At 68.3% G+C, this 16,001-nt stretch carries 10 protein-coding genes; 5 read left to right on the top strand and 5 right to left on the bottom strand.

What is annotated here, in order from left to right; genetic code table 11:
- Positions 1–69: 69 nt before the first annotated feature.
- The 3 genes from RTY13_RS08505 to RTY13_RS08515 are packed head-to-tail and all read right to left on the bottom strand — an operon-like array spanning position 70 to position 5,313.
- Complete coding sequence (locus RTY13_RS08505; RefSeq protein ID WP_312782653.1) at positions 70–2,025, bottom strand: PAS domain-containing methyl-accepting chemotaxis protein; 1,956 nt, start codon at positions 2,023–2,025, stop codon at positions 70–72.
- 22 nt (positions 2,026–2,047) lie between these two features.
- Positions 2,048–2,512, bottom strand: coding sequence for a chemotaxis protein CheW (locus tag RTY13_RS08510; RefSeq protein ID WP_312782654.1), 465 nt, complete (start codon positions 2,510–2,512; stop codon positions 2,048–2,050).
- Positions 2,509–5,313 carry a chemotaxis protein CheW gene (locus RTY13_RS08515; protein ID WP_312782656.1) on the bottom strand — a complete coding sequence of 935 codons (2,805 nt, stop codon included), beginning with the start codon at positions 5,311–5,313 and terminating at the stop codon, positions 2,509–2,511. The genes RTY13_RS08510 and RTY13_RS08515 overlap by 4 nt, the downstream gene beginning before the upstream one ends.
- Before the next feature lie 176 nt (positions 5,314–5,489).
- Here RTY13_RS08515 and RTY13_RS08520 point away from each other — a divergent pair, with 176 nt between their 5' ends.
- The 3 genes from RTY13_RS08520 (at position 5,490) to RTY13_RS08530 (ending at position 7,987) form a co-directional block, all read left to right on the top strand.
- Positions 5,490–5,876, top strand: coding sequence for a response regulator (locus RTY13_RS08520; RefSeq protein WP_312782658.1), 387 nt, complete (start codon positions 5,490–5,492; stop codon positions 5,874–5,876).
- A 2-nt stretch (positions 5,877–5,878) separates the two neighbouring features.
- Positions 5,879–6,208, top strand: coding sequence for a hypothetical protein (locus tag RTY13_RS08525; protein WP_312782660.1), 330 nt, complete (start codon positions 5,879–5,881; stop codon positions 6,206–6,208).
- 111 nt (positions 6,209–6,319) lie between these two features.
- Entirely contained in the window at positions 6,320–7,987 is a 1,668-nt protein-coding gene (locus RTY13_RS08530) for an MFS transporter (protein WP_312782662.1), read from the top strand.
- A 65-nt stretch (positions 7,988–8,052) separates the two neighbouring features.
- Here the strand turns inward: RTY13_RS08530 and RTY13_RS08535 are convergent, their stop codons facing one another.
- Entirely contained in the window at positions 8,053–9,354 is a 1,302-nt protein-coding gene (locus tag RTY13_RS08535) for a sugar MFS transporter (protein ID WP_312782664.1), read from the bottom strand.
- Positions 9,355–9,481: 127 nt separating this feature from the next.
- Positions 9,482–12,259 carry a TonB-dependent receptor gene (locus RTY13_RS08540; RefSeq protein ID WP_312782666.1) on the bottom strand — a complete coding sequence of 926 codons (2,778 nt, stop codon included), beginning with the start codon at positions 12,257–12,259 and terminating at the stop codon, positions 9,482–9,484.
- Between the two features lie 272 nt (positions 12,260–12,531).
- Here RTY13_RS08540 and RTY13_RS08545 point away from each other — a divergent pair, with 272 nt between their 5' ends.
- Both RTY13_RS08545 and RTY13_RS08550 read left to right on the top strand, forming a co-directional pair.
- Positions 12,532–14,376: an alpha-amylase family glycosyl hydrolase gene (locus tag RTY13_RS08545; protein ID WP_312782668.1), complete on the top strand. Its 1,845-nt coding sequence runs from the start codon at positions 12,532–12,534 to the stop codon at positions 14,374–14,376.
- A complete protein-coding gene (locus tag RTY13_RS08550) occupies positions 14,373–16,001 on the top strand; it encodes an alpha glucosidase (RefSeq protein WP_312782670.1) in 1,629 nt (542 codons plus the stop codon). Before RTY13_RS08545 ends, RTY13_RS08550 begins: the two co-directional genes overlap by 4 nt.

The raw sequence follows: 16,001 nt of genomic DNA on the forward strand, positions 1-16,001 counted from the left end.
CGTTACTCAGGGGGCGAAGGCGTGTCGCGCGCCCTCGCCCCCTCTCCGTCCCGTCGCGGCCCTCGGGGCTCAGGCGGCGGCGAGACGATCCATTTCCGCCGTCAGGGCCTCGGCCTGGCGGGCCAGTTCGCCCGAGGCGTTGAGCAGTTCCGACGAGGCGTCGCTGGTCTGCACCGCCGCGGCGTTGACCCCGGCGATGCTAGTCGAGACCTGGCGCGTGCCCTCGGCCACCTGGGCGACGTTGGCGGCGATTTCGCGGGTGGCGGCCGATTGCTCCTCGACCGCCCCGGCGATGGCCGAGGCGATGTCGGCCACCTTGCGGATGGTGTCGGTGATGCTGCCGATGGCCCCGACCGAGGTCTGGGTCGCCGCCTGCATGGCCGAGACCTGGGACGAGATTTCGTGCGTCGCCCGCGCCGTCTGGTCCGACAGGCTCTTCACCTCCGAGGCCACGACGGCGAAGCCCTTGCCCGCCTCGCCCGCCCGCGCGGCCTCGATGGTGGCGTTCAGGGCCAGCAGCTTGGTCTGGCCGGCGATGTCGTTGATCAGGGTGACGACATTGCCGATCTTCTGCGCGGCGTCGGCCAGGGTGCGGATGGCCTCGCTGGTGCGGTCAGCCTCGGTCACGGCGTGCTGGGAGATGCTGCTGGACTCGGCCACCTGACGCGCGATCTCGGCGATGGAGGCGGTCAGTTCCTCGCCCGCCGACGACACGGTCTGGACGTTGACCGAGGTGACCTCGGCCGCCGCCGTCACCGACCCGGCCTGACGCGTGGTTTCCTCGGCCGTGCCCGCCATGCCCTCGGCCGTGGCCCGCATCTGCGACGCCGCCGAGGCGACGATGCCCGAGATTTCCGTGACCCGCGCCGCCACCTGCTTCTGGGCGGTGATGTCGGTGGCGTACTTGACCACCTTGTAGGGTCGGCCGTTCAGATCGAGGATCGGGTTGTAGCTGGCCTGAATCCAGATCTCGCGCCCGCCCTTGCCGATGCGGCGATACTGGCCCGCGTCATAGTCGCCGCGCCGCAGCTTGTCCCAGAAGGCGGCGTAGTCGGGCGAGCGGTCGTGGCCGGACTCGACGAACAGGCTGTGGTGACGCCCCACCACCTCGTCGCGACGATAGCCGACGGTGTTCAGGAAGTTGTCGTTGGCGTCGCGGATGGTGCCGTCCATGTCGAATTCGATCACCGCCTGGGCCTTGTTGATGGCGGCGATCTGGCCTTCGAAGTTGGCGGTGGCCTGCTTCTGGTCCGTGATGTCGACGGCGTACTTCACCACCTTGAAGGGGGCTCCGCGCGCATCAAGGATCGGGTTGTAGCTGGCCTGAATCCAGACCTCGCGTCCGTCCTTGCCGACCCGGCGGTACTGGCCGGCGTCATATTCGCCCCGCCCCAGCTTCTCCCAGAAGGCGCGATAGGCGCCGGACTGCACCTCGGCCGGATCGACGAACATGGAGTGATGGCGGCCGACGATCTCGTCCAGCCGATAGCCGACCGTGTTCAGGAAGTTGCCGTTGGCGCTCTGGATCGTTCCGTCCAGGCTGAACTCGATCACCGCCTGGGCCTTGCTGAGCGCCTCCAGCATCCCGGCATGCTTGCGCAGCTCGGTGACGTCGTTCCACTCCAGCACGTTACCGACGTAGTCGCCCGTCGCATCCAGAACCGACATGACCCTGAGGGCGAAGCGCAGGTCGCCGACGCTGATCTCAGCGAGGTGCGGGCGGGCCAGGGGTTGGGCCAGCATGGCGCGCTGGTGCGACGGGTCCTTGTGGAAGACGTCGATGGAGGTCCCGACCATCCGCTCCAGATCCACGCCGGGGAAGGCGCGGGCGAAGGCGGCCTCATTGGCCTTGAGCAAGGCGCGCGTCGCATCGTTCAGGTCGATGATGGTCAGGTCGCGGTCGACCATCATCAGGGCGGCGGAGGTGGACCGCACCACCGCGCGGGCGAAGGCGTCGGGATCGTCCTCGAGCCCTGCCACGATCAGGTCATCCAGGCGTTCGGCGGCGTTGGCGGTGCGCGACATGGCAGGCTCCTTGGTGCTCCGCTCAGGCCGCGACGGCCGGAACGGACAGGGTGAAGGTCTGTTCGATGTTGAGGATCAGCAGGGAGGCGTCGTCGTGGCGGTACAGGCCGTCGCACAGAGCCCGCCATTCGGGGGCCAGGGTGACGGGCAGAGGCTCCCTGGCCGCGCGGTCCAGCCACAGGACGTCGCCGACGTCCTCGACCTGCAGGGCGTAGAGCTCGCCCCCGCGCTCGACGATGACGCTCATGTGCGGCTGGCCGATCTCGCGCGGCGGCAGGCCCAGACGGCGGCGCATGTCGACCGCGGTGATGATGCGGCCGCGCAGGTTCAGCGACCCGGCCACCTCGAACGGGGCCAGAGGCACGCGATCGATACGCACCGGAGCGATCACGTCCTGAACCCGCAGCAGCGGCACCCCGATCATCTGTTCGCCGACGCGAACAGACACGAAGCCTTCGAGCGAAGGGTCTGTCGAAGCAGGGTTCATGCGGCCTCCTGATCGTTGGAAAGGACTTCGGCCACCTCGCTGAGCAGGGCCTCCTGCGGCGGCCCGCTGAGGAAGGCGGCGCCCAGGCCCAGCAGGGGCGTGGCGTGCCAGGCCGAGGCGCGGCCAAAGGCGGTCGCCATCCGCCGCGCCGTCGATCCGGCAGGGCTGGTGTCGGCCAGGATCAGGTCGAAGGCTGCGCCCGCGTCATGCAGGGCCAAGGCCGCCTCAGGGTCGGAGGCCACCTCGACATCATAGCCCGCCTGGCCCAGCAACGGCCCCAGCAGCATCCGCACGAAGGGGCTGTCGTCCACGACCAGCAGACGCTTGGGGACGCGGGCGGGCGCGGGCGCGAGCGGAACGGTCGCCTCGCCCTCCCGCCCGGCCTCGCTATCACAACGCCGCCAGTAGAAGTCCACGTCGATCAGCTCGGTGGCCCGGCCCGCCACCACCAGACTGCCGCTGACGCCGGTAGAGGCTCCCGTCAGTTCGGCGCTCGCCGTCGCCTCGATGATGTCGACGATCTCCTCGGCCATCAGGCCCAGACTGCGCGCGCCGCGCGAGAAGACCAGCAGGGGCCGCTTGGCCTCAGGCGCGCGCGACAGGGCCGCCCCGTCGGCGCCCAGCACCGGCATCAGTTGGCCGCGATACTGGACCAGCGAGCGCCCGTCGGCCCATTCCAGCATCGAGGGCTCCAGCTCCTCGATGCGCGCCACGCCCGCCAGCGGTGCGGCCTTCAGCCCGTCGTCGGCGGCGCGGAAGACCAGCAAGGCCTCGGCGTCGGCCTCGCCGGTCGCGGCCTCGATCAGGACCTCGTCGCCGCCGTTCAGCAGGGCGCCGGCGCCCGCTTCGACCGCCATGCCCTTGAAGTCCAGGATCATGATGACCGCCCCGTCCCCGAGGATGGTCGCGCCGGAATAGAGCTTCAGGTGACGCAGGATCGAGGCTGTCGGCTTGACCACGATCTCCTCGGTGTCGAACACCCGGTCGACGATGACGCCGAAGTCGAAGGCCCCGACCCGGGCCACGACGATGCAGGCCTCGCCGCGCGGTCCCTCGGGCGCCTCCAGCCCCAGCAGGGCCTGCAGGGACACCAGCGGCAGCAACCGGTCGCGCAGGCGCAGCACCTCGGCGCCGTTGATCTGTTCGATGCGGCGACCGGCCGTGCCGTTGGCGCTGACCAGTTCGATGATGCTGGCCTGGGGCATAGCGAAGCGCTCGCCGCAGCATTCCACCACCAGCCCTGCGATGATGCTGAGCGTCAGGGGGATGCGGATGGTGAAACGCGTCCCCTGCCCCTCGACGGAGGCCAGTTCGATGGCCCCGCCAATGGCCTCGATATTGGTGCGCACCACGTCCATGCCGACGCCGCGTCCCGACACCGCCGTCACCGAAGCGGCGGTCGAGAAGCCGGGCAGGAAGATCAGCTGGCGGGCTTCGGCGTCGCTCATGGCTGTCGCCTGGGCGGCGGAGATCAGACCGGCCTCGACCGCCTTGTCGCGGATACGGGCGGCGGGCAGGCCGCGCCCGTCATCGGCCATCTCGATTAGGATGGCCCCGCCGTCATGCCGGGCCGACAGGGTGATGCGGCCCATCTCGGGCTTGCCCGCCGCGCGACGTTGATCCGGCGTTTCCAGCCCGTGATCGGCGGCGTTGCGGATCATGTGGGTCAGGGGATCGCGGATCAGTTCCATGACCTGACGATCCAGCTCGGTCTCCTCGCCGGTCATGACCAGGTCGATGCGCTTGCCCAGGTCCGAGGCCAGGTCGCGCACCAGTCGCGGCAGCTTGGCCCAGGCGCCGCCGATCGGCTGCATACGGGTGGTCATCACCCCTTCCTGCAGTTCGCTGGTCACTTGATTCAGGCGGTGCAGCGGCCCGGCGAAAGGGGTCTCGGGCTGGTCGCGCAGGGTCTGGATCAGCTGGTTGCGGATCAGCACCAGTTCGCTGACCATGGTCATCAGGCCTTCCAGCGTCTCGACGCCGACGCGGATGGTCTGGGGGCCCTTGGCCGGTTCAGCGACGGCGCGGTCGGGGCGCGGCGGCTCGGCCGCGTCAGAGACTTCCGATGGCGGGACCGTCAGCAGCAGCTCGACCGCTTCCGGCTCGGCCTCGAGATCCAGCATGCACTGGCGAACAGCCTGGACGAAGGCCGCCTCATGCCCTTCCAGCGCCGCGCCGAAGGTCGCGCTCAGGGCAGCTTGAAAAGCGCCGGGCGCCGCCGTGGCGCGAGCGACGCCGCACAGGGCCTCGCGCCACTCGGCCTGCACCCGGTCCAGATCGACGCCCGCGAACAGGGGGCCGGTTTCAGGCGATGCGACCAGCACGGCCAGCGCGCCTTCGCAGGCGGCGTCCAGCGTGGCCTCGCCGCCGACCCGTTCCAGCAGGGAGCGCGACGCGGCGGGCGCGACCGTCGCCGATGCGCCTTCGCCCGCGTGAATGCGGTCCAGCCGGGCGATCAGGGCGCGGTCGTCGCCCTCGGGCTCCACGCCGGTTTCGGCCAGACCCTCGATGATGTTGCGGACCACATCGACCGCGTCGAGGATGACGGTGACGGAAGGCCCGTCCACCGCCAGGGTCCCGTCGCGATAGAGGCCCAGCACGTTCTCGGCGGCATGGGTCACGTTCTGCAGCCGCATCAGGCCGAGAAAGCCCGAGCCGCCCTTGAGGCTGTGGATCAGACGGAAGATGTCGCCCAGCAGGTCCGGGTCATCCGGCGTCTGCTCGAAACGGACCAGCTTGGCGTCCACGGCCTCGATGCCCTCGCGAGCTTCGGACACGAATTCGATGATGACGTCGTCCACGATCGATCACCCCCCGAGAGCGGCGAAACCGCCCCTGCCGAACACAACTTTCAAGGGAAAACAGTTAATCCAAGCTTAAGAAAATACACCTTAAAGCTGTATCGTCGCCCAACAGGGTCGGCGCGTCCTTCAATCACAGCGGCCCGTACGGCCGCGCCTGTGCAACGAGGAATGGAATGGCCGCAGACAAGAGCATGAACGTCCTGGTGGTGGACGACTACAAGTCGATGGTGCGGATCGTGCGGGGGATGCTGAACCAGCTGGGCTTCGTCAACGTCGACGACGCGCCCGACGGCGCGGCGGCCATGGCCCTGCTGAAAGAGAAGACCTACGGCCTGGTGCTGTCGGACTGGAACATGCAGCCGGTCACGGGACTGGAGCTGCTCAAACAGGTTCGCGCCGAGGAGAAGACCAGGACCACACCCTTCGTCATGGTCACCGCCGAAGCCAAGGTCGAGAACGTCATCGCCGCACGACAGGCGGGGGTGAACAACTATGTCATCAAGCCCTTCACCTTGGCGGTGCTGAAACAGAAGCTGACCTCGGTCGTGGGCGAGATCTGATCATGACCCCGCAACAGATCCTGGCCGAGATCGACCACTTGAGGCGCGAACTGGCGATCGCCGCCGATGACCTTCTGTCCGCCGCCGAACAGGGCCTGGCCTTGACGCAGGCCGAGCCTCTGGACGCCGAGGCCGTGACTGCCGCCTTTCACCGCATCCTTGCTGCCTGCAGCTTTCAGGACCTGGCCGACCAGAGGATCGCCCGGTTGCTGACCGCCCTGACCGGACGCAAGGACCCGCCCCGCCCCGACGCCGCCCTGCTGAACGGCCCGGCGCTGGCGGGCGAGACGGGATTGAACCAGTCGGCGGCGGACGCCCTGTTGGCGAGATAAGGCCGCTTCACGGCTTGCAAAGCCGTCGCCAAAGGGGTGCATTGGGGGCTCGTTCCGCAGTCACTGTTCAGGCGTCGCCATCCTGATCTTCCGCCACAGCCGGTCCGCCTCATGACCGTTCCCGAGACCGCGCCGCCCGTGCGCACCGGGGCGCTGGCGCCGCTGAACCATCCGGTCTTCCGCGCCGTCTGGATCACCAGTCTGGTGACCAATTTCGGGGGGCTGATCCAGTCGGTCGGCGCCGCCTGGATGATGTCCTCCATCGCCTCGGCCCAGATGGTGGCCCTGGTCCAGGCCTCGGTCACCCTGCCCATCATGCTGCTGTCGCTGGCGGCGGGCGCCCTGGCCGACACGGTGGACCGGCGCAAGATCATGCTGGCGGCCCAGAGCTTCATGCTGCTGGTCTCGGCCGGGCTGGCGGTCATGACCTATCTGGGGCTGATCACGCCCTGGGTCCTGCTTTGCTTCACCTTCCTGATCGGCTGCGGCACCGCCTTCAACGGCCCGGCCTGGCAGGCCTCGGTCGGCGACATGGTCCCGCGCGAGGATCTGGCCGGGGCCGTGACGCTGAACTCCATGGGCTTCAATCTGGCCCGCAGCGTCGGCCCGGCCATCGGCGGCATGATCGTGGCGGCGGCGGGGGCGGCGGCGGCCTTTGCGGTCAACGCCGTCAGCTATCTGGGCCTGCTGGTCGTCCTGTTCCGCTGGAAGCCCGAGCGGCCGAAACAGACCCTGCCGCGCGAGGGACTGCTGACGGCCATGGCAGGGGGTCTGCGCTACGCCTTCCTGTCGCCGCGCGTGACGGCCGTGCTGCTGCGCGCCGTCGTGTTCGGCGTCGGGGCCAGCGCGGTTCAGGCCCTGATGCCCCTGGTGGCGCGCGAGGGCGGCGGCGGGCCTCTGGCTTTCGGTCTGTTGCTCGGCGCCTTCGGCATCGGCGCTGTCGGCGGTGCCCTGTTCGTCGGTCGGCTGCGGGCCAAGTATGAGACTGAGACCGTGGTGCGCGTCTCAACCCTGGCCTTCGCCGTCGCCGCCGCCGTGGTCGGCTTCAGCCCCTGGCTGGCCCTGACCCTGCCGGCCCTGATGATCGCGGGCGCGGGTTGGGTGCTGACCCTGTCCAGTTTCAACGTCACGGTGCAGATGTCGGTGCCGCGCTGGGTCGTGGCGCGGGCCCTGGCGCTTTATCAGATGGCGGCCTTCGGCGGCATGGCGGGCGGCAGCTGGCTGTGGGGCTCGCTGGCCCAGGCGCAGGGGCTGGACATGGCGCTGGGCCTGTCGGCCGGCGTGCTGGTCCTGTGCGTCCTGATCGGGCTGAGGGTCCCCCTGCCCTCGACCGCCAACCTGAACATGGATCTGCTGCGGCGCTGGACCGAGCCGCAGACCCAGCTCGCCATCGAGCCGCGCAGCGGGCCGGTGGTCGTCACCATCGCCTATCGCATCCGCGAGGAGGACATCGACGCCTTCCTGGCCGTGATGGACGAGCGCCGTCGCGTGCGCCGCCGCGACGGGGCGCGCCAATGGCATCTGATGCGCGACCTGGCCGAGCCCGACATCTGGGTCGAGAAATACCAGACCGCGACCTGGCTGGACTACGTCCGCCACAACCAGCGCATAACCCAGGCCGACGCCGACATCTCGCAACGCATCTACGCCCTGCATCAGGGACCGGACAAGCCGGTGGTGCATCGCCTGATCGAGCGGACGACCGCGCCCCTGGCCGCCAACCTGCACGGCGACCGCCACTATGGCGAGCCGCTGACGGACGCGACGCGGTCATCCTGACGGCTCAATAGAAAAGGCCGCGCCCGAGCGATCGGACGCGGCCCCTTCCCGTCGATGTCGCGGGCCTAGTGCGGCGAGGCCACCGGTCCTTCGCTGTCACGACCCTTGGTGCGGGCGCAGGCGACGGCGAAGACGGTCAGCAGCAGATAGCCCGCCACCGGCACGAAGAAGCCCAGATGGATGTCGCCCGAGCGGTCGGCCACCTGGGCCGCCAGCAGGGGCAGCAAGGCGCCGCCGATGATGCCGAAGACCAGCAGGCCCGAGGTCGCGGCGGCCGGCGCCGAGGAGCGCTCCAGCGTCAGGGTGAAGATGCTGGGGAACATGATGGAGTTGAAGAAGCCGACGGCCAGGGCGGCATAGGCCGCCGTCACGCCGCCCGTCTGGGTCACCAGCAGGCACAGCGAGGCCGCGACCACGGTGCAGAGGCTCAGCAGGACGCCGGCGTGGATGCGCGTCAGCAGCCAGGAGCCGATGAAGCGGCCGACCATGGCTCCGCCCCAGTAGAGGGCGACCATCTTGCCCGCCGCCTCGACAGGGATGTTCAGCACGTCGGGACCGGACAGGAAGTTGGTCAGCATGTTGCCGATGGCCACTTCGGAACCGACATAGATGAAGATGGCCAGGGCGCCGAACAGGGCCCAGCGCGACTTCAGCGCCGAGAAGATGGCGGCGGCGCCGACCGGCTCAGCGGCGTCATGAACCGGGGCGGCGGCGTTGATCTGTTTCCTCGCCGAGAAGATGAAGGCGGCGATCAGGGCGAAGAAGGCGCCCATGCCCAGGAAGGCGATGTCGATGCTGCGCAGGGACTCGCCGCGCGTGGCCACGGTGACGACCGCCCCGGCGGCGAACACCCCGCCGGTCAGCAGGACGTGCGCCCCCAGCCACGGCCCGACCGTGGCCCCCAGGGAGTTGAAGGCCTGGGAGAAGACCAGGCGGAAGTGCGAGCTCTTCTTGGTGCCCAGCTCGGCCACCAGAGGATTGGCGGCCACCTGCAGCAGGGTCACGCCCGAGGCTATGACGAACAGCGCCAGCAGGATGCCGGGATAGAAGTCGATGATGGTGGCGACCGGCACGATCAGGCAGCCCAGGACCATGGTCAGCAGGGCGGCGATGATGGATCGGCTGTAGCCCAGGCGCGACAGCACCGCCGCCGCCGGCAGGGAGGCCACGCCATAGGCGATGAACCAAGCGAAGGTGGTCAGGAAGGATTCAGTATAGCTGAGGTCGAACACCCGTCGCACCGCCGCGATCAGCGGATCGATCAGCGAGGTGGCGAAGCCCCAGGCGAAGAAGAGGCTGGTGACATAGGCGAAGGCGAGGCCCGTGCCGCGCGTGGCGGCCCCCGTCCCGGTCTGAGGCTGGCTCATGATGGCTCCCCGAAGGACCGCGACGACGACGCCGCGATGGATAGTCTGGCCTGCAATCTCGATCAGGCAAAAAAGAGGGGGCCGGCCTCGAAAGACACGGCCCCCAGTCGGCTCAGAAGAGAAGGGATCAGAAGCGGTAGTTGGCGCCGACCAGGAAGGTGCGGCCGTACTTCTGGAAGTCGATGGTGCGGCGCTCGTCGCCGTTCTCGAAGGTCTTGAACGGCTCGTCGGTCAGGTTGTTGACCTGGGCCAGGATCGACAGACCCTCGGCCGGACCCGACTGGAACTCATAGCCGATCTGGGCGTCGATGATGCTCTCCGCCGCGACCGAACGCAGGGTGCGGCCGTTGCCGAAGCCGGCGACCTCGCCCAGGAAATCCGAACGGTAGCGGTGCGAGACGCGGGCCTGGAAGCCGGACTTCTCGTAATAGACCGTGGTGTTGATCACCGTTTCCGACAGACCCGGCAGGGTGGTCGGCGCCTGGGTCGGATCAGGCTGGATCTCGCTGTCGGTCCAGGAGGCGCTGAACTGGCCGCCGAAGCCATCCAGCATCGGATGGAAGACGTCGAACGGCGCCGAAACGGCGAATTCCGCCCCCTTGATCCAGCCGCCGTCGCCATTGTCCGGCGCGCCGATCAGGCCTTCACGCAGGACCGGCTCGGGGTTGCCGACGCCGATCGGGTAACCGGTGAAGTCGAAGACCTGGTTGTGGTTGTAAACATAGCTCTCGAGGTTCTTGTAGTAGGCCGCCAGCGAGACATAGCCCCGACGGTTGGCGAAATACTTCTCGATCGAAATGTCGGCCACGTCAGCGATGAAGGGACGCAGTTCCGGGTTGCCGCCGCCGCCCGACCAGGGCGACCGGTTGATGTCGCCGGACTGGGCCAGGGCCGGGTTGTAGCTGTAGTTCCGCGAGGCGCGCATGTCGTCCATGCGCGGGCGGGCCAGGGTGCGGGCCGCCGCGAAGCGAACGAAGAAGTCGTCGCCGGCCTCGACGATGAAGTTGGCGCTGGGCAGGATCTCGAGGTAGTCGACGCCGCCCGAGACCGCCAGGGTCTGGGACACGCCCGGCGCCAGCTGGCTGGCCGAGAAGCCGCTCGACGACTGGTCGGTATAGACGGCCTGAACGCCGACGTTGCCGGTCAGCGGCTTGCCGAACAGGTTGTGGTCGATATTGGCGCGGATGAAGGTGGTGGTGACCTTTTCCGACACTTCCCAGTTGCCGGCGGCGACGTCGGCGTTGGGGTTGCGCACCTTGGCCAGGGCACCGCTGTTGATCACGCCGAGCGCGTCATAGCTGATGACCTTGGAGATGCCGAGGTAGCCCAGATCGGTGGGGTCCATCAGGAACTGGGTCGGGATGGCCAGGTCGCCGCCGCCGGGCACGGCCAGGTAATACTGGTCGTTGACGAAGGTCTTCTCGCGTTCCGAATAGTTGACGCCGAAGTCGATCGAGCTGAACGGGCTCTGATGCAGCTGGCGGGTGGTGACGAAGCGGACCGCCTTGATCTCGTCCTCGATGGACGGGGTGTTCATGTAGCCGGCCTGACCGCCCGGAATGACGTCACCGCCCCAGCCCTGCGGGCTGGTGATCTTGATCAGGTTCGGATCGGAATAGTCCAGCTGGCTGGTGAAGCGGGTCACGCCGTCGTCGGTCAGCTCGAAGCCCAGGGTGTCCAGGGCGCCATTGATGTTGCGACCGGTGCCGGCGTTGGTCTCCAGGATGATGTCGTTGCGTTCGACCTTGGAGTAGTTGAGGTCCAGATTGAACGACCAGTCGTCATTGGCGACGAACTCGGTGTTCCAGCCGATGGCCGTGATGTTGCTGTCGCGCTTGTTCAGGTCGTTGCGGACCACGCCCTTGATGTTGTCCCAGGTGCCGGCGACGATCATGCCGTCCTCGACGGTGTAGCCGGGGCGCAGCGACGGGCCGGGACGGCAGTCGGCGAGCGAACCGGGGCAGGCGCCCGACGATCCGCCCCAGGCCAGCGGGAACTCGATGCCGCGCAGGACCTGGGTGTTCTTGAACTCGGAGTAGAAGGCGTCGATCGTCGAGTGGAAGCGATCGTTCGGGCGCCATTCCAGCACGCCCATATAGCCGTCGCGCTCCAGTTCCGAGGACATGACGTAGGGCTTGACGCCGCCGGTCAGCAGGTTGCCGTCGCTGTAGGTCGGATAACCCCAGGCGTTGAAACGCTCCGACTGATAGGGCGACGTCATGTGGGCGTAGCCCAGGGCGATGCCGATGGTGTCGTCCGCGAACTGGTCGATGTAGCTGAAGGTGTAGCGGCTGCCGTTGTCGGTGGTGCCCGAGTTCAGGGCGCCGATGTCGTTCCACTCATAGCGGGCGTTGGCCACGATGGCGCGACGGCCGTAGTCCAGCGGACGCACGGTCTTCATGTCCACCGTGCCGGCCAGCCCCTGACCGGTCAGGGCGGCGTCGGGCGTCTTGTAGACGATGACGCTGGACATCAGCTCCGAGGGGAACTGGTCGAATTCGACGCCGCGGTTGTCGCCGGTCGTCACCATCTCGCGCCCGTTCAGCAGGGCGGTGGTGAAGTCCGGGCCGAGGCCGCGAATGGAGATCTGCTGGCTGCGGCCATCGAGGCGCTGCATCGTCACGCCCGGCAGGCGCGCCAGGGACTCAGCGATGGACACGTCGGGCAGCTTGCCGATGTCTTCGGCCGAGATGACTTCGACGATCGAGGTGTTGCGGGCCTTGGCCGAGATCGAGGCCTCGATTGAGCGGCGGATGCCGGTGACGACGATCTCGTCGACCTGGGTCGCCTGCTCGTCCTGCGAGGCCGTCTGCGCCTGGGCGCCGCCCGCGAGAGCCAGGGTCATGACGACGCCCAAGGCGCCGCCGGTCATGAGGCGCGCACGCCGGGTGAAACCAGAAGCCATCGTCATCCTCCCATGGGTGTCGCTCTCTGATGAAGCGATCTGACGCAAACTTATGCAAATCTATGACAACCTTGCAAGCCGGTAATATTTGAGGCCGGACGATGTTCGCTCAAAGAACCCGCGAATTGGCCCATTATTGCGGCGCACCATAGAAGGAGCCTTGGAAAACAAGGCGAAAACGGCGCAGTTGACAGGCCCGCCCGTCGCTGCAAAAACTTGCAAATCGATCTTTCCGGCATCGTATCGGAGGGACAGGACAGGGAGGGCCGCCAATGCCCAGGACGCCACGCCGCTGGAACGCTCTGCTCGGAGCCGTGTCCGGACTGAGCCTGCTGGCCGCCGGAGCCGCCGCGGCCCAAACAGCGGCCCAGACGCCCGCCGCCTCGACCGTCGAGGCCATGCGCCAGCGCCCGCCCCAGGACGAGATCATCTACTTCCTGCTGCCCGACCGCTTCGCCAATGGGGACACCGGCAACGACCACGGCGGTTATGCGCCCGACCGGCTGGTCAGCGGCTTCGATCCGTCCAGCCCGGAATTCTATCACGGCGGCGATCTGGCCGGGGTGATCCAGAAGCTGGACTACCTGCAGGGCCTGGGCGCCACCGCCATCTGGCTGGCCCCGGTCTTCAAGAACAAGCCGGTGCAGCCGACCGTCGGCCGACCGATGGCGGGCTTCCACGGCTACTGGATCACCGACTTCACCCGCCCCGATCCCCACTTCGGCGAGCCGGAGACGATGAAGGCCCTGGTCGAGGCGGCCCATGCGCGCGGCATGAAGGTCTATCTGGACATCGTCACCAACCACACGGCCGACGTGATCCAGTATCGCGAATGCCCGGCCAACGACTGCGGCTATCGCTCGGTCGCGGACTATCCCTGGACCCGTCGCGGCGGGGTGGGCGGGGCGGCGGTCAACGACGGCTTCCGCGGCGACGGGGATGCGTCGGACTTCGCCAAACTGACCGATCCGACCTGGGCCTATACGCCCTATGTCCCGGCGGGCGAAGAGACGGTGAAGGTCCCGGCCTGGCTGAACGATCCCCTGCTCTATCACAACCGGGGCGACTCGACCTTCCGAGGTGAAAGCTCGACCCACGGCGACTTCGCCGGGCTGGACGACCTGTTCACCGAGAACCCGCGCGTGGTTCAGGGCATGATCGAGATCTTCGGCGACTGGATCGACGACTACGGCATCGACGGCTTCCGCATCGACACCGCCAAGCATGTGAACCCCGAGTTCTGGCAGGCCTTCGTCCCCGCCATGATGGAGCGGGCCAGGGCGCGCGGCATTCCCAACTTCCATATCTTCGGCGAGGTCTATGATCACGACCCGGCGGCCCTGGCCCGGCACACGCGGGTCGACAGGCTGCCCGCCGTGCTCGACTTCGCCTTCCAGTCGGTCGCCACCGACGTGGCCAATGGCGCCAAGGCGCCGGACGCCCTGGCCAAGATGTTCGCCGCCGACGTCCTCTATGAAGGCGGAGCCGAGGCCGCGCTGCAACTGCCGACCTTCCTGGGCAATCACGACATGGGCCGCATCGGCGGCTTCGTGCTGAAGGCCCACCCCCAGGCGCCGGACGCCGAACTTCTGGCCCGCACCACCCTGGCCCACGCCCTGATGATGTTCAGCCGGGGCGTGCCCACCCTCTACTACGGCGACGAACAGGGTTTCGCCGGCGGCGGCGGCTACGGCGGCGGGCGTCAGGACATGTGGGACGGCCAGGTCGAGACCTATCGCACCGAACAGCGCATCGGCGGCCTGCGCGACCCTTACGACCGCGAAGCCCTCCTCTATCGCGCCATCAGCGAAATGGCCCGGCTGCGCGCCGCCGATCCGGCCCTGCGTCGCGGCGCACAGACGGTGCGCGCCGCCGCCGAGGCGCCCGGCCTGTTCGCCATCAGCCGCGCCCTGCCCGGCCAGGCGGGCGAGACCCTGGTGGTGTTCAACACGGGAACCGAGCCGCTGAGCGCCAATGTCGTGGTCGACCCGTCCTCGACCCGCTGGACCGCATCGCGCGGGTCCTGCCCCGCCGTTTCCGCCGCGCCGGGCGTGGTCCGCGTGACCGTGCCGCCGCTCGACTACATGATCTGCGTATCCGAAGGCCCCGCCCAGTGACCCAAGCGACCCTCCCCGTCGTCCCCTCTCCGGAGCAGGCCCATCAGGAATGGTGGCGCGGCGCCGTCGTCTATCAGGTCTATCCGCGCAGCTTCGCCGACAGCAACGGCGACGGCGTTGGCGATCTGAACGGCATAACGGCCCATCTGGATCATATCGCGTCGCTGGGCGTGGACGCGGTGTGGATCTCGCCCTTCTACACCTCGCCGATGAAGGACTTCGGCTATGACGTCGCCGACTATTGCGACGTTGATCCGGTGTTCGGGACCCTGGCCGACTTCGATCGGCTGGTGGAGAAGGCCCATGGCCTGGGACTGAAGATCATCGTCGATCAGGTCTGGTCGCACACCTCAGACCAGCATGACTGGTTCAAGGCCAGCCGTCAGGACCGCACCAACGCTTTCGCCGACTGGTACGTCTGGGCCGACGCCAAGGCCGACGGCTCGCCGCCCAACAACTGGCAGTCCGTCTTCGGCGGGCCGGGCTGGACCTGGGACGCGCGGCGCGGCCAGTATTATCAGCACAACTTCCTGCCCGAGCAGCCGCAGCTGAACGGCCGCCATCCGGCGGTGCAGGACGCGCTGCTGGCCGCCGGCAAGTTCTGGCTGGACCGGGGGGTCGACGGCTTCCGCCTGGACGCCATCAACTTCATGATCAACGACCCGTCGCTGAAGGACAATCCGGCCTTCCCGGCGGGGGGCAAGCGGACCCGGCCCTTCGACTTCCAGGACAAGATCTACAACCAGTCCCACGCCGACATCGCCCCCTTCCTGGAGCGAGTGCGGGCGCTGACCGACAGCTATGGCGACGGTCGCTTCACCGTGGCCGAGGTCGGCGGCGACCACGCCGACCGCGAGATGAAGGAATACACGGCCGACGACCGTCACCTGCACAGCGCCTACGGCTTCCTCTACCTCTACGCCGAGCGGGTGTTCGCCGACCTGGTGAAGACGGGCGCGGCCATGTGGCCCGGCGCTCAGGGCGAGGGCTGGCCGTCCTGGACCTTCTCCAACCACGACGCGCCCCGCGCCATCTCGCGCTGGGCCGAGGGCCGCAACGAGCGCCAGCTGGCCGAGATGCTGATGCTGCTGCTGGTCTGCCTGCGCGGCAATGTCTTCGTCTACTACGGCGAGGAACTGGGCCTGCCCCAGGGCGAGGTGCCGTTCGAGCGCCTGGTCGATCCCGAGGCTATCGCCAACTGGCCGCAGACCCTGGGCCGCGACGGCGCCCGCACGCCGATGCCGTGGACGGCCGACGCCCCCTTCGCCGGCTTCTCGAGCGTCGAGCCCTGGCTGCCGGTGGACGCGCGTCACCCGGCGATGGCGGTCGATGTGCAGAACGCCGACCCGAAGTCGATGCTGCACGCCACGCGTCGCATCCTGGCCCTGCGCCGCGCCCATGCGGCCCTGCGCGTCGGCGAGATGACGGTGCTGACCACCGAGCCTGCGCTGACCTTCACGCGTGAAGGCGGCGGCGAGGCCCTGCTGGCGGTCTTCAACCTGGGGCATGAGGCGCAGGAATGGACCGCGCCTGCGGGTTACGCGGTCATCGACAGCGTCAACCTGACCGAGGCTGGCGTCCTGCCGCCGCTGGGCGGCGTCCTGCTGCGCAAAGAGGCGGGCTGA

Source organism: Brevundimonas sp., from assembly GCF_032055285.1.
Taxonomy (GTDB): domain Bacteria; phylum Pseudomonadota; class Alphaproteobacteria; order Caulobacterales; family Caulobacteraceae; genus Brevundimonas.

Excerpts from the sequence above, each read along its gene's own strand:
- RTY13_RS08505 (WP_312782653.1), bottom strand. The coding sequence starts at position 2,025 with ATGTCGCGCACCGCCAACGCCGCCGAACGCCTGGATGACCTGATCGTG.
- RTY13_RS08510 (WP_312782654.1), bottom strand. The coding sequence starts at position 2,512 with ATGAACCCTGCTTCGACAGACCCTTCGCTCGAAGGCTTCGTGTCTGTT.
- RTY13_RS08520 (WP_312782658.1), top strand. The coding sequence starts at position 5,490 with ATGGCCGCAGACAAGAGCATGAACGTCCTGGTGGTGGACGACTACAAG.
- RTY13_RS08525 (WP_312782660.1), top strand. The coding sequence starts at position 5,879 with ATGACCCCGCAACAGATCCTGGCCGAGATCGACCACTTGAGGCGCGAA.
- RTY13_RS08530 (WP_312782662.1), top strand. The coding sequence starts at position 6,320 with ATGACCGTTCCCGAGACCGCGCCGCCCGTGCGCACCGGGGCGCTGGCG.
- RTY13_RS08535 (WP_312782664.1), bottom strand. The coding sequence starts at position 9,354 with ATGAGCCAGCCTCAGACCGGGACGGGGGCCGCCACGCGCGGCACGGGC.
- RTY13_RS08540 (WP_312782666.1), bottom strand. The coding sequence starts at position 12,259 with ATGGCTTCTGGTTTCACCCGGCGTGCGCGCCTCATGACCGGCGGCGCC.
- RTY13_RS08545 (WP_312782668.1), top strand. The coding sequence starts at position 12,532 with ATGCCCAGGACGCCACGCCGCTGGAACGCTCTGCTCGGAGCCGTGTCC.